Consider the following 21,097-nt stretch of genomic DNA (forward strand, 5'->3'; position numbering starts at 1 on the left):
CCCGGGGGCCGGGGCCGGTCGGTTAGTCGATGGCGCGCAGGATGTTCGCGGCTTCCACGTGTTGCATAGAAAACTCACGCAACTGGTGGAAGCGCTCGATGACGGTAGCGTCCTGTGTCTTTTCCGCGAGGTGGCAGAGGGCGAAGAGCGTGACGGTAATGCCGAAGGCATCCGCGCCCATCATGTCGTTGTAGCCATTGAGATGCCAGCGCACGTACACGCGGCCCATGTTGGCCGGAGCCATGTAGAAGCCACCATTTGACAGCGTGAAGTAATGCCACTCGCCGTAATCGTAGCTGCTGCACAGGCGTGCTGCCCAGTCATAGACGAGTGATTCGCCAGCGATGTAATGGCGGCCTAGGTAACGCGGCAGGACATTCAGTTTCAGTTCATCGGGGATGACAGACGAGGTGATCTTGCAATCAGTAGTACTCACGGTTTGCCTCCGTTCCCGGCCGCGGCAGGATGCCTGGCCACGTCTCTATAATAGGCTGTTTCGTCCTTTATATCAAGAAAGGCGCGCATTTAACTCAGTATGGATAATTTGAATTTTACCGTTAATCTCATCACTATTACGGCTGTTATGTCCTATTATTGATGGGTGGCCAGGCATCCCGCCGAGGCCGAAACCCGGAGAATCTTTCATGGGAAAGATTGAAGCAACCGAAAACGCCGCGCAGCGGATCGAATACGTTGCCCTTTCGCGGCTCACGCTCTCGCAGTTGAACGTTCGCAAGAAAGCGCCGACCGGCATCGACGCCATGGCCACCACCATCGCCGAAAAGGGCTTGATCCAGAACCTGGTGGTACATGAAATGAAGGGCAGCGCGAAGCCGCCGAAGCTTGGCGTCTGTGCTGGCCAGCGCCGCCTGGCAGCACTTGACCTGCTGGTTGAGCAGGGACGAATTACCAAGGACTACCAGGTGCCGGTGTTGATCGTCAGCGAAGGCGAGGCGGTGGCCGCGTCGCTGATCGAAAACCGCGAACGCGAGGCGATGAGTCTGGCGGATGAGTGCGTGGCGTTCCGGCTGCTGACGGAGGAAGGCAGGAGCGTGGCGCATGTAGCGGCCCTGTTCGCGGTGCCGGATGTTGCGGTACGCCGCGCGCTGAAAATCGCCAACCTTTCGCCGTCACTGCTCGACCTGTTGCGTGACGACAGGCTCGACTACGAACAGGCGAAGGTACTGGCCCTGGCTGATGACCACGCGACGCAGGAGCGCGTATGGGGCGAAGCCGTCAATAGCTGGCAGCGCCGACCGGACGAGTTGCGCAAGGCCATCACGCGCGCGGAAATTGATGCACGCGAAAGCGCCCTGGCGCGGTTTGTTGGCCTGGACGCCTACGAGGCGGCAGGCGGACGTGTGAGGCGCGACCTGTTCAGCGACGACGCAAACGCCGGATACCTCGAAGATGCCGAACTGTTGCACCGGCTCGCAACGGAACGGCTGATCGAGCTATCCCAGGCGGTCGGAAGTGAAGGCTGGCAATGGATCGAGGCGCGGACGCAGTATCCGGCAATGGAAATCCTGCGTTGTGGCCGCATTGGCTCGACCACGCGCAAGCCCACGAAGGCCGAGAAAGCCGAACTGGCCGCGCTCACCGCAACGAACGACGCCGCCCAGGCCGCGCTCAATGCGTACTACGACGAGGACGGCGAGCCGGACGAGGAGCGGGGCGAGCGTCTGGAGGCTGAGGCCACGGCGGCGACGTTTGCTGTGGACCAGTACGCGGAGCGCTTCGAGGCGTTCGACCCGGAAGAGATGAAGCAGGCAGGCGCATATGTCTATCTCGATGACGATGGCCGGGTCTGTATTGAGCGGGGGCTGGTGCGACGCGAGGCGGCACCGACTGCGCAGGCACGCGCAACGCACGCGGTGAGCGCAGGTGCGGCGCGCGCACCAAAGGAGCGTCCGTTGCACGGAGAGAAGCTGTGCAAACGATTGACCGCGCACCGTACCGCCGCCGTCCAGATCGAGCTTGCGCAGCAACCGACCGTAGCCCTTGCCGTGCTGATGCAGCGCATGATTCCGGTCGTTTTCGATGACGTGTACGGGCGCGCGTATTTGGACTACGCGGTCAGGATCGACGTGCACACGACGCGCGAGGCGCTGGTATCGAATGCCGACGACATGGGCGAGAGCGTGGCCTGGAAGGCGAACGCGAGAAGTGGTCGCGCATGCTGCCCAGGCGCGCAGCAGACCTGCTGCCATGGCTGCTGGAACAGGGCGAGGACGTGCTGTCGAATCTCTTGGCGTTCTGCGTGGCGGCGACGGTGGACGGTATCATCAGCGCAGACCGCCCGCACGCGGTGAACGAGATCTCGAACACGCTTGCGGTGGATCTTTCGCGCTACTGGAAGCCGACGCGCTCCGGGTATTTCGAACACGTGGCGAAAGACCGGATTGCTGCCGTTGTGGGCGAAAGCGTATCGCCCCAGGCGGCAAGCGAAGTGCGCGGCATGAAGAAGGACGCCGCAGCGACGACGGCGGAACTTCGCATGACGGACTCGGGCTGGCTGCCGGAAGTGCTGCGTAACCGGGAGGTACCGGAGCGCGTCAGGTACGGCTACCACGAGGACGACGAGGGGGAAGATGACGAAAACGGCGACGCCGCCGCCGAAGCGGACGAAGTTTCCGAAGCGCAGGCGTCGCCTGGGGAGGAGGAAGTCGAGCCGTACTGAGCGCGCATTGCGCGCATTCGAGTAGTCCACACGAGGCCGTCCGGATGGAAGTCCGGGCGGCTTTTCATTGCACGCGCGAATGCAGGGTCAAATTACTGGCGCTCATGCCGGTTTGCCTTTTTCGGGGGGCACCGGGTCGAAGGGGTTGGGCCAGTACTGTTTGACCTTGGCGTCTGCGCGCGCTATGCGCTGTTCGTGCGTCAACAGGTGTTTCTGCTTAAGCGTCAGTTCTGCGGTGATCCAGTCGTCGGGCAGCTTTGCACCGACAGGCGCAATCGGGCGACGCTCACGCACGGCGGGGCGCGCAGCCGCCACAGCTGGGGCCTCGCCAGTGTCACTGTCGGGCACACCGCGTTTGGCTGCTACCGGGTTGGCCGCCTGCCCTGGCACATCTGCGGGAGCACGGCTGACTGCCGGGGCAGTTTCCGCCTGTGACGCGCGCGTGAGGCGGGACACGATGCCCCGTTCGCGCCGGATTCTTTTGAGGGTCAGAGCAAAGGTCTGGTAGGTGAAGACGAGTCCGGTTGCGGCGAGTTCCTGGATGATCGCGGCGTACCGGACGCCCGAGTGAATGGCACGTTCGACGCTCTCGAACACGTCGCGAAGCTGGGCGGTCTTGGACCGGCCATCGGACGAAGCCGCGAGGGCGTCGAGGCGTTGCGCGCGTTGTACGGCAATCAGGGCGTCCATTTTGAGCGCTCACGTCAGGGGGAACGGGCACAGTATGCCGCGAATGATCGAAAGGTGCATCCTATCTGTTAGCTATGCGATCTTTCACGATTCGCAAGCTATACAGGAATGGTTGAGAGTCGATTCATCATGATCCATGGGTGATCTATCAACCGGTGGCGGGCTGCAGGTCGAGGCAAGACGTATATGTAGACGGAAATGCTGACGCATTTCCGTCTACATATACCGTGCTCCAAGGGGATACCCCTTGGAGAACCCGGCAGCCGACGCCAACGAGCGCGCTCGGCGCTGCTTTGCAGACAGACCGGTGGCACGTGCGTCTGGGCGCACCAGCAGTTTTTCACCGAAGGAGTCGCATGCGCATCTTCGCAAAGGCGTCGGCGTGCGCGATGTCCGTGAGCACGAAATTGGCGTGCTCCCAGCTGTGCACTTCGGGCTTTTCATGCGCAGGCGGCGACGGGACCCTGGCGACGGCAGTATATTCTCAGCATTGTTCCTGGGGAGTCCGATGAAACTCACATCTGCAAGAATGCTTGAGATCATGGAGTCGAGCCGCGAGTACCTGGCGGGCGAGCTGGCCTGGCGATTCGATACGTCGATGGCGCAGATCAACGACATGCTTTGCACACTCGCCGAAGAAGGTCTTGTGCACATGAGCAGTCATTCATCACGCATCGTCCGCCTTCAACGGCTGTCGTTCGTGCCCCAGCCACCGAAACCGCTTGTATCAGACATGGCTACATGTGCAGCTGTATCCACCCCACCGTTCGCCCGCCAGATGCATGGCTGGTTGCGGAACTACGAGGCGTCGCTCCTGAGCGTGCAGAGCCTCGCGATGCTCGTCCGAGCTTCACACTGAGCGGAACATGGAACTTGTCGAGCGGGATCACCCCGGGACGGTGAGGCGACATCTGAGTGGTGAAGAAGCTGCAGCTGTGCGGCGGTTCTGCGGCGACGGACAGCAAGTGCGGCCTGAGGACGTTAGACTCGTGGAAGCCGTGCTCGAAGAGATGCACGACGGACGACATGTGCGTCTTTGGCTCGAGTGCGACTGTGTCAGAGCACCCGGTGGCCGGCCGCGGTTGACAGCCCGGGTGCGTGAAGACGGTCCGCGTCATTTCGTGCGCATGCACCAGTACGGCGAGCACGACTGCGCGCTCGCGTCGTTCCGTCAGACACCGGAGCCGGAAAACGTTGGGCCGGACGATGATTGCGCGCGGCCAGGCCAGCACAATCCGCTCAGACCGGTAGCTGACGCGCTTGACTATCTGGACGATCTCCATGAAGGTGCGGCACGGCTGGGCGGTTCGACGGGATCGGGTGGCGGCCTTGGCGAAAGGGGCCGCCGCCTGCCGCGCCTCGGACGCATCCTCCACACGCTTCTTGGGGACGCAGACTTCGCACGGCTGCACGTTGACGCGTTGAACGAAAAGTCCAGATCGTGGGAGCGGCTCGAGGCATATGCAGCAGATCAGGCGCTGAGCGCGCAGCTATCGCTCTCGCAGGTACTCTATTTCAAGCCATGGACGCCTCTCGATGAGAAGATGACCGAGGTCGACGCCCTGGCATGGCCGAAAAAGAAGGCGCGCAGTGCGCTTCTGCTGTTCGTCGCCGACGAGCTTCGCGCAGGCACTGCAATCAAGAAAACGAGCAAGGGAGAATGTATTCTTCGCCCCGAAAAGGGCATCCGCGCCGGAGGCCGCGATCGGCGGCTGACGCAGCCTCCCTACTGGGTGCTCAGCGTGGTTGACCGCGATCGCGATGGCAACGCGCGCGTCCGGGAAGCGTTCGCGCAGCATGCGTATTCGTTTGCGCGCCCCGTACCTCTGGACAGCCGGTATGAGCGCGTCACGATGAGAGTGCTGTTCGACGTCATGGCATGGGTCAAAAAGCACGGCGTTGAGGTGACGCTCTGGAAACCGCTGTTTGACCGGGAGGTGAGGCAGACTGACGCGCCGAGCCAGTGGTGCCGACCCGACTTCGAACTGACGTTCCGATCGGTGGCAGCCGCCGGCGTTGCGGCAAGGCTGCACCGTGTCGTCATCGAGACGATGGGCGCTGACGATCCTGACTACCTTGAACGCAAGTCGCGTACTCAGGAAATTATGAAGCGCCGCGGCATTCTGATCGAGCATCGCGTCGCTGATGATGCAGCCCAGAAAGAGCGGGACGACGCGTTTTTCCGCAGGGTCGCTGCAAAGATCCTGCATCTCGCCGGGGTGCCGCAGACAGGGCCAGGCTGAACGTGCCCTGGCGTCATCGTGGTCCCTGAAGGAAAGACAGGAAATCACGGGTCATTGCCGTCTGCAGGCTTGCGGTCCTCAAAGCCCCGGGCGGCGAATGATATGGATTGCGGGATACGAGTGAGGGCCGGCGGGAAGCGCCATCCGCGCACCAGGAGTCGCGGTTTGGCAGGGACTGGCAGATGTCAGCTCAGCCGTGTTCCCGCAAGCGCATGGTTTGAAACGGGCGATCCATGCGTGCCCTCCGGCTACACGTCTGCATCGGGAGGCGTCAATGTGGCATCCACGCCTGGAAAGTCAAATTCCTTGCCCTTTCGACAAGTTTTCGCGACTTCGGAGGGTCAATCGGCGGGCAATAGAACTCATGGGCGTGGGGTCGGGTAGCAGCGGCGGCGCACTTGCGGCGCCGCTGCTACCCGACCTTGCTGCGGCAGTGCGCGATCATCGAGTCGGTCGACGAGGAAGGCCACATCTTTCGCGATGTGGTGAAATGGGCTAGCCTCGATCCATTGTCCAGTCAGCTCTTTGGGAGTGAACTCGCCGTGGAACAGCTCGACATTTTCGCCGACAGCCGCGACGTGATGTTGCGCAATGATGTGGTAGACGCGCTGCTGCGCCGGGACGCGGGTGCGGCGCGGGCCGCGTGGACGTGTCTTGAGGCGCAATACCCGAGCGACGGTACACTCCTGGCGTCTGGCACGCTGGTGCTGGCGCTGGAGGCCGATTGCCGCTGGCCGTTTGCGGACCGTGGCGAACTGGCTGTTGCCCGGCGCGAACTCAGTGAAACCATTGCGGCTGCTGCGCAGCGCGTCCTGCCCCTGCCGTGTGTGCAGGCTTGGCTCGCCCCCTGCTGGCGTGCGCTGGCCGAACGGGCTGCAAGAATACCCTTTCACGCAGGCGCTTCGGATGATTGCGCCGCGCCGCTATGGCTGTGCGCTGGCGACTGGGACAAGGCACGACAGGCGGCCGAACAGATTCCGTCCTGGTGGCGCATCCCCGCTCCACTCGAGTGGGCGGCCGAGGCGCGTTACCGGTTAGACGGGCTCGACGTCGCGTGGCCGCTGTTGACGGAGCTGGCGTGGCTCGCGCCGACGCGGTTCGTGGCGATGATGGGTCGGCTTGGCGATCGCGTGCTCGATGCGTTGCGGCGGCAGTTTGATGCGGAATTCGCCGGGACCGGTGACGCGGCAGATTTCGCGTGGTTCCCCGCCTGGCTGCTTACAGTCAAGCCAGGGCTCGCGGACCGGCTGCGCGAAGCGCGGCTCTCGCGGCACGTCGGCGCGGAGCGGGCAACGTCATTGCTGCGGCAAATCCTGAGCCTTGAGCGCCAGGGTCGTCAGCACGATCTTCTCGAGCGTCGCGCGGCGTTACGTGGCCTGCATGCGGGCCTCTATGCTGCCTACATGAAGACGCGCTGATATGGCGCCCCCATGACATCATGGCACGTACGATCTCTTACCAATGGACCGCGGCGCTCGCTACCGGCATGAAACGGGACGAGCTGGACGGACGTCTGCGGGACCAGTTTGCGTCAAGCCCTGGGAATACGTTCGTCGCGGCCATGCTCGCGCATCATGTGGCGCCAGGATGTCGCAATGCATCTGACTGACGACTTCTTCACCGCCTGTGCACCCACGTACTCGCCAGCGGGTCGCCGGGCTGGTGCCGTCGACCAGTACGGAGAAACACGACGCGATCGCAGACCGCATTTTTTACAATGAGCAGAATGATGGAAGCGTACAACCCCGAGCGCGAGTCTGAGCCTGAATCATGGCTCAATCTTGATGAGCAGGAGCGAATTGCTCTCGTCGAAAGCTGGCATCGCGGAGCCCGGATCAAGCTTCCCAACGCGAGGTTGCATGCCACGCTACACGTGATCGTCGAAAACCAGCTTGCATTGAGGCTCGACCCCGTGGACCGGGCGATGCATCGCCTCAGGAAAGAGGGGCTTACACGACACGATGCAATCCACGCGATCGGCTCGGTTGTCGCAGAGCATCTGTTTGACATTTTGAAGGCGAATCAGGACGACGGCGCGGCTGCTTCGCAGGCGCGATATTACGCGGCGGTGGAACGATTGACCGCAGCGGCCTGGCGCGGAAGTCACGACTGACGCGGACACGACCGAAGCTTCAGCCCCGGGTTGAGGCGAGGTAGCGTATCAGGCTGAGCCACGCTCATATCCAGTTTACAGCTGCGCAAGTACACATACGGCTGTTGATAACGAATGGTTGCTCGCGTCGACATGGCGAATGTTGCGTCCGGGGCGTTTTCAGTCGCGCCGGAGAGTGATCTTCTTCCGCCAGCTTGTGCAGCACACATGCTGGCCGCGTGCCGCCCACTGCTGCCAGTCGATCCTGGCGAAGCTGCAGGCCGGCCTGATAGCCAAATGAACACAGGGGCGCCGGCAGGCGGGGGGGGGGCGTCGTCGTTACCGGACACTTCCCGTTTGCGCCGGGCATCCCGCTGCAGTATCATCTGGTATCATGTGATTTGATACTAGTCATCATTGATGATACCACTTGAAACCTTGCAGCCGGACCCCTGGCATTTTCCCCGGCCAGACCTCGCTGCTGCCTATCTCCAGGCGTTTGACCTGAAGCTTTCGTCTGCTCGCGGGTTATTTGCGCGCCGGCGCATGGGAAAGACCGAATTTCTCCGCCGGGACCTGCTGCCAGCCGCGGCCGGGAAAAACTACCTCGTAGCGTATACAAACCTTTGGGACAAACGTTCTGCGCCAGATGAAGCCCTGGTCAGCGCGCTTGCGGAAGCACTCGAACCCCAGGGTGTGAGGGCGGTGCTCGCAAAACTCGGTAGTCCGGTGAGGAAGCTGAAGGCGACCGCCAGGATTGCGGGAGCGGAGGGTTCCCTCGAGGCCGAGCTCGGCGCGGCAGGCGACAGTGCAGTGGCACTTCGCGAGGTGCTCCGCCAACTCGACAAACAGAAATGGCCGCTGCTCCTCGTCATTGACGAGGCGCAGGTTCTCGCCCTTGCGGACCACAGCGACTTCGCGCATGCATTGCGCGCGGCACTCGACGTTCGCAAGGACCGCATCAAGGTGATCTTTGCAGGGAGTTCGGAGACGGCGCTGCGTGAGATGTTTGCCCGGGCCTCCGAGCCGTTCTACAACTGGGCGGCGCTGGAGCCATTTCCATTACTTGGTGAAGAATTCGTCGCTTTCACGGTGAAGCTGCTGAACAGCATGGCCCGTCACAGGCTGACATTGGAGCAGGGAATGCACGCGTTCGAGGAACTGCATCGAACGCCCGAGTTCTTCAAGCGGTTCGTCGAGCGGTACATGCTCTACCAGCTCCAGGGCGACGAGGCGGCGCTCGCACATACGAGGACGTCGGTCTTTTCGGATGAACACTTTCTGCGGCAGTGGACCGAGCTGAATCCCGCAGACCAGGCGGTCGTGACCATGCTCGCGCGTGGGGAAGGGGATATCCACGGTGCCGCGGGTCTGGCGCGGCTCACAGGGCTAATCGGAAAGCGGGCCACGAAGAACACGGCTGCCCATGCCTTACGCCGGCTCCAGTCTCACACTATCGTTACGAGACTGGCCATCGGTGAGTACCGCATCGAGGACGAAGCCTTCGCTGAGTGGGTGCGTCGCCGCAAGGGCACGCGGGCCTGAATGCGCTGGTGTCGCCGATGTATCGTGATGCCAGTGCTGGCGTAGCCCCTGCAATGCCAGTCTCCCCGTTGCAGTGCAGCCGACTACGCACTCCCGCTCATGAATCGTATTCCTGAGTAATCGGGAAGCGGGAGCGATTGCAGTTTCCGTTATCGGAGCCGCCATCAATCGTTACCCGCGCTGCCTTCTGATTGATGCCACAGCTTCCAGGGACCTGACGCCTGGCTAAGCGGAACGGCGGGGTGCGTGGCAGCATGCCGATCCCTGTCCATATCACACCGGGCGTGCGCGACGGTTGACGGCTGCGGGGCGCCCATCACCAGGCGCGTGTTTTTTGACACTACCAGGCCAACTGTCAAACGGCCACGCGCCGCTACCCGCCACGGCCGTCCGCCCTGGAAACGCGCCTAACGGTCTACCAGACTACTTTCGCCCTCCCGACACGGCCTAGACGCGCAATACCCCGTCTTCAGGCTGGTGGGTATTCGGAACCTGTCGCGCGCCGCTGGCGCAACCGAAGTCGCATGGCTCCGACGTCTTGACACCGAACAACGAAGGCGTGAGTCGGGAGTGTCTGGCGCTTGCACCCTACGCCGGCTCCAATTCCACAAGCCCGTTACAGGACTCGCCATCGGCGGCTACCGGACGAGGAAGAAACGTCGGTAAGTCGGGGCGACGACGTACGATGCCAAGTGGCCGTAAAGCGGCCGTTCATCGGGCAAATGAAAGAGGAACACTGTTTGTTAGTGCATCCCTTGTCGCAGCCATTAATCTGGCGTGCACACCGTCTCCTTCTATCTGAAAAAGGAACGCGGGCACGTTAGGTAACTATGGCACCCGGCATCGCAAGGAGCGGGGACTTCTCGCTTGGTCCAATTTCGGAGCTGAAGATCGGTGCCCAGAGTTACCGGAAAACCGTCGGACCGGCGTAGATGAACTCGCGCCGATCAACAGACAGAGCAGACCAAGCAATCACGCCGCAAACCAGGCAATCCTAAGGAAAGTAAACTCCTCAGTTTTTGCACGACGGCGCGGTCCGTGTGCTAGGGGACTGCCTGGTTGACTACGTTGACTGCAGTATCACGATGAACCGGTTGGCCGCCAAGGATGCGTCAGGGCCATGTGCCTTGAAAATGCGCGACGCCATTCATAGAATGACTAAGGCTTTCCGCCACGTCGATACTCGTCAGCGTCTGCGAGGGCGGGTTCGTCGTTGGGGCATGCACACATGCGCCCGTTCTTGACGGCAGGGGGCAGGTTTGCCAGCGGGGGTAGCTCCGATTCATGTAAGCACACCCGTAAGGTCGCGACCGGCCGTACGAGGAGACGCAGCATGGCTAGCGAATATCCCGTGTCCCGGCGTGCTTTCCTGAAAGTCATGGGCGGTGGCGTTATCACCGTATCGGTCAGCACCCTTCCGGTATTGATGAGTGGTTGCGTGGCACCGCAATCGGATGCGCAGCATCGGCATCGCGGGACAAGCCCCGCCGCACCAGCGGACGCTTTCGGTGGTGCGCCGGACTGGGCGCCCGAACCGGGCAAGGCACGTTGGCGCATCGACGGGCTACGCAAGGTAACGGGAGCCAAGATCTACGCACGCGACTACAAGGCGAGTGACTTTGATGGTTGGCCAAAGCAGGAAAACTGGCTCTACGCCGTACGATGCAACCGGGTCGATCGAAAAGTCGAGGGTATCGATCTGAGCGTCCTGCCTCCACGACTAAAGCCAAGCTTTGTTGTGTGCGACGATACCCTGAAGAAATACAACATCCCGACCGCCCAGGAAAAGAACCCGGAAGGTTCCCAGGACATCTACCTGTTTGCACAAAAAGGATCCCCGGCTGGGTGCTACGGTCAACCCGTAGCGTTGCTGATTTTTGAAAACTTCGATACCTATCGTCGAGCCCGGAAGCTGCTCGACTTTAACGACAGTGTCGTTCGTTATGGCGAAAAAGTGACTCGAAAAGGGCTCCCGGCAGACCCGTTCAACAATCACGATCTCTTCAAAGACTCAAAGTTATATGTCCGAGACGATGAATCGTTGTTCTGGAATACCGGGATGGACGCGGACGACAATGGTAACCCCACGAAAATCTTCAAGGCTAAATGTGAGGCCGAGCGCCAACGCATTCGCGAGGCGGTGAGGGGTAAAGTCGAAAGCGATGGGTGGCAAGAATTTGGCACCTCAAATGGTGTGCATTTCCGGACACCGGCGTTGGATCCAGCTTTCATGGAGCCTGAGGCAGGCCTCGCATGGCTCGACCCCAACACCGGGCACCTTCATCTCGTTCTGGGAACACAGTCGCCAGCCGGTGACGGAAGAACTGCGTCCAAGCTGTTCAAAGGTAGCCATGTCAACGTCAAGCATGTCCACGTGTTTGGGTGCTACCCGGGAGGCGGATTCGGCGGACGGGACAGCTCATGGTTCCCGATGTATCTCGCGTTGGCGGCGCCGTTTGCAAAAGGCCCTTTGCGTTGGCAGCTTTCCCGGTTCGAACAGTTTCAGGTCGGGTTGAAACGTTCGGAAACGGAGTTCATCGAATCGATCTGGATCGACAAAAAGGGAAAGCTTCAGGCCCTCGATTGCCAATTTCTTCTCAATGCAGGAGGAAAGCAGAACCTCACTCCTTCAGTTGGCAACCTTGCCGCAATGAGCGCGATGAGCTGCTATGACATCCCTCGCGCATGTGCGGAATCGGCAACGACCTATACGCCGGAAGTGTTCGGTGGGTCTCAGCGTGGTTTCGGCGGTCCACAGGCGTTCATGGCGATAGAAACACTGATGGACGAGGCGGCACAGGCACTAAACAAGTCGCCCTTTGACATTCGTCGCGACAATCTGCTCGTCGTGAACACGGGCAGGACCCTGACCGGTGGGAAGGTTCTATTCGATTTGCAGTTGGCCAAGCTGCTCGACGAACTGGAGAAGCATGACGTCTGGCGAGACAGGGAAAGGGTGCGCGCCGAAAGAGGGAGGCAGAACCTGCGATACGGCGTAGGGCTTGCCATGTCAAACCATGCCTACGGTACCGGCAAGGACGGAGTCTTTGCGATGGTGGAGATCCAGCAGGACGCGAGCCTGCGGGTGAGGACCAACCATACCGATATGGGCAATGGTGCGGCGACCACCTTGGGCCTCGCACCCTCGTGGCATCTCGGACAGAACGCGCAAGAGATCGTCATGAGCGAAGTCGATGCCTTCTCGATCAATGGGGTCAACCCGGCGACAATGGGTTTGTGGCCGGGGGACGGTCGGGCCAAAGGGCTGAGCGAACCCTTTGGGTCATCAAGTGCCTGTCTTGGCGCCTTTCATCACTTCGAGGCTGTGGACCGTGCCGCAAAGGCTTTGATGCTGCAGAGCGTGCTTCCCGCCGCACGCCGGAGTTGGGGCAATCAGCGGATCGCGTTGGGCGACGTGAAGTGGGTCAACGGCAAGCTGACCGCTGCCGGATATCCCCCGCTAAGTTGGCCTGTGCTGCTCGACGAGATCAACCGGATGGGATGGCCAACCGTGGCCGCGGTTCATGTCACTTATTCGGGCGGATTCTGGCAAGCCACCTATCCTTTCAATTCCGGAAAATGCGAGCTTGACTGTGACTTCGTGGCGATGGGCCACAATGTACATGATCTGAATGCATTGGCGCAGGAATCGCTGAAACCTCCGAAACAGGATACCGTTGGATACGGGCGGACCAACTATGCGCCAGCTGCAGCGCTGGTCGCGCTATCGGTGACGCCCGATACCGGGCAAGTCACGGTCGAACATGTCGTGACTTCGTTGAGCGCGGGACGCGTGCTATGCCGGGAGATTGTCGAGGGGCAATCGGAAGGCGCGGTCGCCATGGCAATTGGCAACGTGCTGACCGAGCGCTGCCCCCTCGGCCCCGATGGTCCCGGTAATGGCAGGTGGAACTTCGACCGGTATCTGATCGCGCGCATGCGCGACATACCCGCACAGGATCTGATCACCTTGCCTCCGCCTGATGACGAATACAGGCATTGCGCACGCGGCGTCGGAGAAGCGGTGATGTGCCCGCTTGCGCCGGCTATCCTCAACGCGTTGGCCATGGCAACAGGCCATCGCTTCAGGCGGACTCCCGTCACCCCAGAGATGCTACGGGAGGCGCTAAAGTGAACGATGGCGGAGTCCAAATCCACGTCAATGGAAGGCAGGTGACGGTTGCCGCTCACGATACGGACATGACACTCGCCGAATTTTTTCACGAGCGCATGGATCTGACTGGCACCAAAGTGTGCTGCGGCATCGGCGTTTGCCGTGCATGCACGGTGGGTACACGCAATCGACCAGATGCGCTAATGGAGAAAACACTTGCGTGTACAACTATAGTCAGCGCGATAGCGAGTCAGCACATCTACACGGTTGAAGGGCTGGCAGAAGGCTCAACGCTATCGGAGCTGCAGCAAGGTTTCCTCGAGTCATTCTCTTTTCAATGCGGCTACTGCACGCCCGGTTTCCTGATGGCCGCGTCGGCGATGCTTGATCATCTCAGGCAATATCGTATAGATACCGACGAACTCGACGCGATGATCGAAACATGGGTCTGCGGAAACCTTTGCCGTTGCACGGGCTATGTCAAATATATTGCCGCGATTCGCAAAGTAGCGCTGTTGCAGATCAAGGGCGGAGCCTGATCGTGAAACTCGTCCTCAGTCTGTGCGCACTGTCTTTGATCGTCGTCGATGTGACGTTCGCCGATCAGCATGAGCAGACATTGCTCGAGTATGGTGCGCAGTGCGCCAGGGAAATCGGGGAAATCCCACCGTTTGATTGCAATAGTGGTACGGACATACCGATCACTATCGACGAAAGAATGCCCGGGCCGAACGAGAAACCGAAGCGATGCGACAGACCTTCATTGCTCCATCCCGAAAAGGAATCGGGAACAGAATGCGTCCCATACTCGAAGGTGTTGAATCTGTCGCGGGGCGACACGCAGATATCGGTGTACTGCCGGCGTGATGCGTGGCGGCGGGATCGAAGTCCTTACTATGACGGGGTGAACGTCATTCTGCATCATGCAGGTAACGGAAAAACGTGCTGGTTCACTTCCCGGGAGCCACCCAGGCCTGCGAGGGCTGGCGTCAAGGGTTCATGCGGGCCGGCCAACTGCAAAGATCCGGGGCTCGACGCCACGCGCGTGCCGCCGCCTGATGAGAAGACTCCTCCGCCCGGTCAGTTATCGGCCGTCGAGTTCTGGCAGACGCCGTCCGTGGTTGCTGGCGCGAAGCCTAACTGCATATCCTGTCACGACGCGGGACCTTACATCTACAGTCCTTATATTGGCCAGGTCTGGAGCAAGGTGCCGACGGACCCTTGGGGCAAGTATTCCAGTATCGGGCCTGCTTTTGAGCGCGGCCCACAGTTGTCGCTAAGTACGCCTGGCAACACCTGTATTGGTTGTCATCGAATTGGCAGCGAGAAGAGCTGTGAATACTTCTTGCCGTTCTCGGCCGGTAGACGATCTCTAGATCGGAAACTGCCGCCTGGTAATAATGCGTTGGCTAACCGCTACCCATTGAACCACTGGATGCCCACAAACAACAACATGAGTCAGGCGGAATGGGACGCCACCAACAAGCACTCGATCGACGCAATTCTGTCGTGCTGCAAGGAGAAGAGTAACCCCAACTGCATCCTGACACCCATTGCCACCGGTGACGGCACGAGTAAAAATCGCGCGCCCTAGCAGGCTTTAGTGCAGCAAAGGCGGCAAGGCAGCGGCGGGACGGATCAAGGTGCCGGATTGTCAGGGATTTTATGCGGACGATCTGAACCAACTCGCGAACCAGCTTGACTGCAGAGGATTTGCCGCTGCGCATTATTCCGGCTACGCCGAATTTTGCGTAGCCGGAATAATTTTTTATTCGCCGGCTCAGACAGCGGCGGCGAACGGGCAGCCGCGATGTATGCACTGATTGGCACTTGCGCACTGAATGACATCGATCCGCGTGCCTACCTGGACTATGTGCTGACCCACATCGCCGATCACAAAATCAACCGCATCGACGAGCTCTAGCCCTGGTGTGTGGCCGACAAGCTGCACACGCGAGCCAGTCCGCCGAATTCCTTCACTGGACCGGCAGCTCCAGTTCACGATCATGCCTCACACACACGAGCACGGACAAACGGCACAGCTGAGCCGCTTACAGCACATCTGAAATTCGCGCCGCTGCTGTATCAATTTACCTCCGCGCGCGATGTATTGCGTTGTCGCGATTATGCCAGTGAGCATTTCTTCGTTGACTGGACTATTGGGCTTTGGCAATTGTCGCGCCTTCTGGCCAACTTGCGAATGGGAATCTGGCCGGGATCCCTGCTCAAGACGCTCACTAGATTAGGGGACAGCTTGTTCACGATCGACTGGAAGTGTCACCTTGATTGTGGTGCCGGCGCCCGGCGAACTGATAACGTCGATTTCGCCACCCAGCATCAGAACACGCTCTTTCATCCCCGCTAGACCGAACGATCTCTTCCCGGTTGCCAGAACATCGAACCCGACACCGTCGTCGTTCACTTCCAGCAGATAGGCGTCATGTGTTCGTTTCAGCCCGATAATCACCCGATTCGCCACCGCGTGACGGGCGACGTTGGTCAGCGCCTCCTGGACGAGGCGGAACAGGACGATAGCGCGATCCTCGCTCACGACGATGTTCTCGTCCTGCAAGTTGAGGTAACAGACTGTGCGGCCGTTGCGGTTGAACTCTGCAGCGAGCCACTCGAGCGCTGCCGCAATGCCAGTGTCGAGTGCTGCCGGACGCAGCGATGCGATCACCCCTCTGACGACCTGCATCGTTTCATCCACAAGGGAAATCAGTACCTGGGTCTGCGCGACCAGCTCCGGTCGATCTCGGCCCAACTGCATGCGTAATGCCGACGCCTGCAGGCGAAGCGCGGTGAGATGCTGTCCAAGTTCGTCGTGCATCTCACGTGCGATGTGCTTGCGCTCTTCCTCGCGAGCCATTTCTCGATGTGACGTGAGCTCCCGAAGCATTTCGTAGGACTCGCGCAAACGGCGCTCCGCCTCCTTGAGCACGGTCAGATCAATCACGAAGGCGACGCCTTCTTTCCCGCTGGCATCGAACGCCGCCCGGCCGACCATGACGGGTACACGACTGCCGTCCTTCCGGACGTACTCCTTCTCGGAAGGTTGAATACGCCCGTCCTGTCCGATCTGTAGCAGAGCCTGTTCGGCGCTTCCGCGCCATTCGTCCGGCGTCAGATCTCGCCAGCGTAGATGGGCTGCGGCAAGTTCAGTACGGTCATATCCCACCATGCGCAGAAACGCGTCATTAGCCTCGAGGATGTCACCCTCGGCGTTCCACACGATGATGCCGATGATATTGGCATCGACGAGTCGCCGGATTCTTGCCTCGCGTTCGGCAAGGTCGCGGTACAGTCGGGTATTCTCGAGCGCAGTCGCCGCCTGCGACGCGAGGAGCCGGAGTACCGCACTCCGTGCTGAGGTGAAGGCGCGGGTGATCAGATTGTTTTCGAGGTACAGAGCGCCGATCAGCTTTGCCTGATTCATCAACGGCATGCAGAGAACGGAACGGGTTCGATGCTCGCGGATATATGCGTCCATCGCGAACGCGGGCTCGTTCACGGCATCGTCGAGAATGACGTTCTTCCTTGTGCGCAGCACATGGTGGAGCACCGACTCGGGCATCACGGTTGCGCTTACGGGCACATCCCGCAATTGGACGCGAGGTTTTTCGCCGTCCGTCCCGACTTCCGCTGCGAGCCGCTGTTCGCCCGTATGCGAAAGAATGAGTAACCCCCGCTCCGCGCCTGCCTGTTCGATTGCCGTGCGCATGATCGTGTCGATCAACCTGTCGAGGACGACCTCTCCCGAAACCGCTTGCGATACCCTGATCACAGTAGCAAGGTCAAGGTGTTCGACAGGCGCCCCGATCGTGCTGCCTGGTCCGGGCATGCGCTCTTCATCCCTGAGATGGGGGAACAGTTCGTCGAGTTGGCGCACCTTGCCTTCGGCGCCCCAATGTCGGTAGCCCCGGCGCGCGTCCTGCAAATAGACACGGGCAATCTTGTCGAAATCGCGCGCCGCGTAGAAACCGGATGCGAGTTCATTGGCAAGCGCTTCGTTGTGTACAAAGCCGTTTGCGCGCGCGAGGCGAATGGCCTCGTCGTAGAGCCGCATCGCGTCGACATCACGGCCTTCCAGGCGCGCCATCTCCGCGCCCACCAGCGCAGCGCGATTGCCGAAATTCGCCGGACAGTTCTTCGCCCATATCTCCAGTTGCCGGCAATGCGCAGCGATGGCGTCGTGCTGCTGCTGTCGCTCCCCGGCTGGTGCACGGTCGCAATGTGCGGCGAGTGCGAGCGCGCCGTAGAAGTGGTACTCGCACTCCTCCAGGTGCGACGACGAGCTCCAGAGGAGCTGCTGCGCGACCGCTGCCGCATTCACGGCGGCCACATGGTCGCCTGAAAGGTAGCGCCCCTGTAGTTTCCGGATCCAGTACCAGCACGCAGCCGTCGCGAGCGCGGGGTTGGCGGACAAACGCTGTTCCGTACGAAGCTCGTTGAACTCGCCGTAGTCGAAACGACCGAATTTTAACGTCGAGCCGCGGAGCATCCGGATCAGCGCAAGTTGCGTAGTGAGGTTATCGACGACAAGGCCGAAACGCGCCTTCACGGAGAATGCAAGGCCCTGTTCAGCTTCGCGTTGCACGTCGATCAACGGCTCACCGGCAAAAAGCCGGTCCGAAACAACGTGGCAGCAGGTATAGGCGCCAGACGGAAGGTCCCCGGTCCGGGTTGCCGCTTCGAACGCGCGGCGCAGCACCTCGCTGCTGACGCGCACGTGTTTCGTCCAGCGCACGACGTAGAGCGCGTAGCAGAGATACGTCACTGCCTCGAAGCGTTTGAGTCCCCGGCGCTCGACCAGATCGAAACCAAGCTGGCCGAACTGGATACCGGCGTGGTAATCGCCAAAGCGTGGTCCTGCAATCCGGGGGAACATGACGTACGCAAAGCACGAGGCGTCGCAGTTGCCGCGCTCCAGACTAAGACTGATCAGTTTGCATATGGCGAGGGACGCGAGATTCGCGTCGAAGAACCAGGCCGGCCTCAAGAGCTTGCTCAGCACATCGGCGATCGCAAGGGACATCGGATCCGTCATCAATGGCACATCAATGAGTGCCTCGATTGTCCGACCTGCAAGCAGTGACCGGACCGTTTCGTATCCCCGCTGTACGTCGTTTTCGTGCGGGTGCGCTGCCCAGTCAATACCGACTTGCCGGAGGTGGTCGAGACAGACTTCGACCGCGCGACCGCTCCGGTCGAGAGTCAGGTAAACATCCATGCGCAGACACGCAACATGCGCCTGTTCGGCGGTAGTCGTCGCGCGGCTTGACAGCATGGCCAGCCGCTCTTGCGCGTCCGCTAACCGCCCGGTGAGGAACTCGCATTCGGCCCGGTTCAACTCCAGCGCGAAAATCAGTTCATGCCTGCGCTCCCAGCAGTCGCCCGTCAGGTGTTCCGCGCCATCAGTGAGGTAGGTGAGCGCCGACGCATAGGCTGTCGACGCCTTGGCTCGCCGGGCTGCGCTTAGGTTGAACTCGGCCAGTTGCTCGCGTTCCTGCTGGGAAGTCATCAGCGCTGCGCCACGGTTGAGTTGGCTGACGATCTCGAAGATCGCATCTTCCATTCTGCCAGCGGCGGTTTGCGCTGCGAGCAGCCGCCCGATTCGCAGGTGGGTGTCGGCACGCAAATCTCCCGGAATCAGCGAATAGGCGGCTTCCTGCACCCGGTCGTGTACAAACGCGTACGCGTCTTCCCGTTGCTCGACCAGTTCCTGATCGACTGCAGGCCGCAGCAGCGCTCGAATTTCCCGCGTCGAGGTGCGCAGAACCTTCGGCAGTATCGCAAGCGAGGCGGTGTTGCCGAGGCAGGCGAGCTGTTGCAACGCGCGCTGCGTTTCAGTGGGCAGACGCGCCAGCTTCGCGACCATGAGGTCTACCACGTTGTCGGTGTATCCCGTGCCGTGGATGCGGGGCAGATCCCAGCACCAGCAGGCCTTGTCATGGTCGAAGCTGATGAGACCGGCATCGGCGAGCGCGTGCAAAAACTGGATCACGAAGAACGGATTGCCCGCCGTCTTTTCATGCACGAGGCGGGCAAGCGGTGCGGCGCGCGCCGGCTCACAGTGAAGCGCTTCGACGTTCAGTTGCTCCACGTACTCGCAAGCGAGAGGCGCTAGAGCGATTTCGTCGATCCGTGCGCCCGCCGCCCTGAACGTCTGAAGCTTGCGCAGCAGCGGATGGCTGGCATCCACTTCATTGCTGCGATAGGCGCCGATCAGCATCAGATATTGAAGATCAGAGCGCGTCAGAAGATCGTCGAGCAAATCGAGCGTCGCGGCGTCGAGCCATTGCAGATCGTCGAGAAATAGTGCCAGCGGATGCTCACGTTGCGCAAACACGCCGATAAAGCGACGGAAGACGAGTTCGAAGCGGTGTCGCGCCTGATTCGGCTCGAGTTCCGGGACGGGCGCCGGGTCTCCGATGACGAGCTTCAACTCGGGAATCATCTCGGTCACGAGGCGCGCATTCGGACCCAGTGCTGTGACCAATGCGTCGTGCCAGACCGCGAGCTCCGTGTCCGGCTTGCCGAGAAGCGACCGCACCAGGCCCTGAATGGCCTGCACGAGTGTCGAATAGGGTATGTCGCGTTTGTACTGGTCGAACTTGCCAGACGCGAAGAGTCCACGTGGTGGTACCAGCGCCTTGTGCAGTTCACTGACGACCGCAGACTTGCCGATGCCCGAACATCCGGAAACCAGCACGAGTTCAGGCGTGCCGGTGTTGACCACTCGATCAAATGCGGCAATCAGGGCCTTGACCTCGTTCTGCCTCCCATAGAGCTTCTCGGGGATCCGGAGCCGGTCGGGCATGTCGTATTCACCCAGCAGGAAGGCATCGATGTGGCGTTGACGTTGCCATTCGGTCAGGCAACGCCGCAGGTCTCGCTCGACGCCCGCCGCAGTCTGATAGCGCTCCTCGGGCGTCTTTGCGAGCAGCTTCATGACAAGTTCCGAGACGGCAGCTGGGACCGTGTTTACCAGCTCGCTTGGCGGCACCGGCTTTCGTGCAATATGGCAATGCACCCATTCCATCGGGTCGGAGGCCATGAACGGCAGGGTCCCCGTGAGCATTTGATAGAGCGTGACCCCGAATGCATAAAGGTCACTGCGCGAATCGATTGAGCGATTCATCCGTCCGGTCTGTTCAGGTGCCATGTAGGCGAGGGTGCCGGCGATCGTTTCAGGCGGCTGCGGTGATTGCCGCTCGCGCGGCAGTTGCGAAGCGATGCCGAATCCGGTGAGCCGCGGCTGACTGTCTGTGCAGTCAACCAGAATATGAGCGGGCTTGAGGTCCTTGTGGACAAGGCCGCACTGATGGAGCTTGACCAGCGTAGCGGCAATGTCCACGGCGAGCGACAAGACACGCTCCACCCCGACAGGCGCACCGACTAGGCGCTCGAGTGGGTCGCCACCCGGATCCTCGAGCAGCAGGGCTATCCGTCCGTCTTCGCGCACCAGCTTGATGGGGCGCACCGCCCACGCGCTGTTGAGCTGTTCCTTCAGCGCGAACTCGTGAGCGAGGCGATCGAGAAGGGCGGTCGAGGGGTGTTCATCGGCGCTGCGCACGACCAGCACACTGTCGTTGGCGCCAGGGGACCTGACACGGCAGAAGGTGCGCTCTTCATCCTCCCACAGGACGTGGACACTGAAGCCCGTGTCGGAGCCATGTTGATAGTTCATCTGCCGTCATTCACAGTCAGGCTCTAGCCCTTGATTTTATCAA

At 60.9% G+C, this 21,097-nt stretch carries 13 protein-coding genes and 1 pseudogene; 11 read left to right on the forward strand and 3 right to left on the reverse strand.

Annotation, left to right across the window (positions count from 1 at the left end):
• Positions 1 to 22 precede the first annotated feature (22 nt).
• Positions 23 to 436, reverse strand: a complete 414-nt coding sequence (locus M3A49_RS32795) for an antirestriction protein (protein ID WP_266232676.1) — start codon at positions 434 to 436, stop codon at positions 23 to 25.
• A 208-nt stretch (positions 437 to 644) separates the two neighbouring features.
• Here M3A49_RS32795 and M3A49_RS32800 point away from each other — a divergent pair, with 208 nt between their 5' ends.
• Both M3A49_RS32800 and M3A49_RS32805 read left to right on the forward strand, forming a co-directional pair.
• On the forward strand, positions 645 to 2,312 hold the full coding sequence (locus M3A49_RS32800; protein ID WP_266232677.1) for a ParB/RepB/Spo0J family partition protein: 1,668 nt from the start codon (positions 645 to 647) through the stop codon (positions 2,310 to 2,312).
• Entirely contained in the window at positions 2,273 to 2,680 is a 408-nt protein-coding gene (locus M3A49_RS32805) for a hypothetical protein (RefSeq protein ID WP_266232678.1), read from the forward strand. The genes M3A49_RS32800 and M3A49_RS32805 overlap by 40 nt, the downstream gene beginning before the upstream one ends.
• A 102-nt stretch (positions 2,681 to 2,782) precedes the next feature.
• On the opposite strand, the gene M3A49_RS32810 is transcribed toward M3A49_RS32805, so the two are convergent.
• Positions 2,783 to 3,370 carry a hypothetical protein gene (locus M3A49_RS32810; protein ID WP_266232679.1) on the reverse strand — a complete coding sequence of 196 codons (588 nt, stop codon included), beginning with the start codon at positions 3,368 to 3,370 and terminating at the stop codon, positions 2,783 to 2,785.
• Between the two features lie 508 nt (positions 3,371 to 3,878).
• Between M3A49_RS32810 and M3A49_RS32815 the strand changes: the two genes are divergently transcribed.
• The 9 genes and pseudogenes from M3A49_RS32815 to M3A49_RS32855 all read left to right on the forward strand — a co-directional run.
• Positions 3,879 to 4,229 (forward strand): hypothetical protein, encoded by a 351-nt coding sequence (locus M3A49_RS32815; protein WP_266232680.1) that lies wholly within the window; start codon positions 3,879 to 3,881, stop codon positions 4,227 to 4,229.
• Positions 4,230 to 4,236: 7 nt separating this feature from the next.
• Complete coding sequence (locus M3A49_RS32820; protein WP_266232681.1) at positions 4,237 to 5,613, forward strand: hypothetical protein; 1,377 nt, start codon at positions 4,237 to 4,239, stop codon at positions 5,611 to 5,613.
• A gap of 398 nt (positions 5,614 to 6,011) precedes the next feature.
• Positions 6,012 to 7,031: a hypothetical protein gene (locus M3A49_RS32825; RefSeq protein ID WP_266232682.1), complete on the forward strand. Its 1,020-nt coding sequence runs from the start codon at positions 6,012 to 6,014 to the stop codon at positions 7,029 to 7,031.
• Positions 7,032 to 7,342: 311 nt separating this feature from the next.
• A complete protein-coding gene (locus M3A49_RS32830) occupies positions 7,343 to 7,726 on the forward strand; it encodes a hypothetical protein (protein WP_266232683.1) in 384 nt (127 codons plus the stop codon).
• 525 nt (positions 7,727 to 8,251) lie between these two features.
• Positions 8,252 to 9,250: a hypothetical protein gene (locus tag M3A49_RS32835; RefSeq protein ID WP_266232684.1), complete on the forward strand. Its 999-nt coding sequence runs from the start codon at positions 8,252 to 8,254 to the stop codon at positions 9,248 to 9,250.
• 1,333 nt (positions 9,251 to 10,583) lie between these two features.
• Positions 10,584 to 13,385 carry a xanthine dehydrogenase family protein molybdopterin-binding subunit gene (locus M3A49_RS32840; RefSeq protein WP_266232685.1) on the forward strand — a complete coding sequence of 934 codons (2,802 nt, stop codon included), beginning with the start codon at positions 10,584 to 10,586 and terminating at the stop codon, positions 13,383 to 13,385.
• Positions 13,382 to 13,903, forward strand: coding sequence for a (2Fe-2S)-binding protein (locus M3A49_RS32845; RefSeq protein WP_266232686.1), 522 nt, complete (start codon positions 13,382 to 13,384; stop codon positions 13,901 to 13,903). Before M3A49_RS32840 ends, M3A49_RS32845 begins: the two co-directional genes overlap by 4 nt.
• 2 nt (positions 13,904 to 13,905) lie before the next feature.
• Entirely contained in the window at positions 13,906 to 14,958 is a 1,053-nt protein-coding gene (locus M3A49_RS32850) for a hypothetical protein (RefSeq protein ID WP_266232687.1), read from the forward strand.
• A gap of 162 nt (positions 14,959 to 15,120) precedes the next feature.
• Positions 15,121 to 15,285: pseudogene (locus M3A49_RS32855) on the forward strand (transposase domain-containing protein); the annotation flags it as partial.
• Between the two features lie 321 nt (positions 15,286 to 15,606).
• Here the strand turns inward: M3A49_RS32855 and M3A49_RS32860 are convergent.
• Positions 15,607 to 21,054 carry an AAA family ATPase gene (locus M3A49_RS32860; RefSeq protein WP_266232688.1) on the reverse strand — a complete coding sequence of 1,816 codons (5,448 nt, stop codon included), beginning with the start codon at positions 21,052 to 21,054 and terminating at the stop codon, positions 15,607 to 15,609.
• Positions 21,055 to 21,097: the final 43 nt, after the last annotated feature.

Source organism: Paraburkholderia sp. CNPSo 3076, from assembly GCF_026343935.1.
In the GTDB taxonomy this organism is placed as follows: domain Bacteria; phylum Pseudomonadota; class Gammaproteobacteria; order Burkholderiales; family Burkholderiaceae; genus Paraburkholderia; species Paraburkholderia nodosa.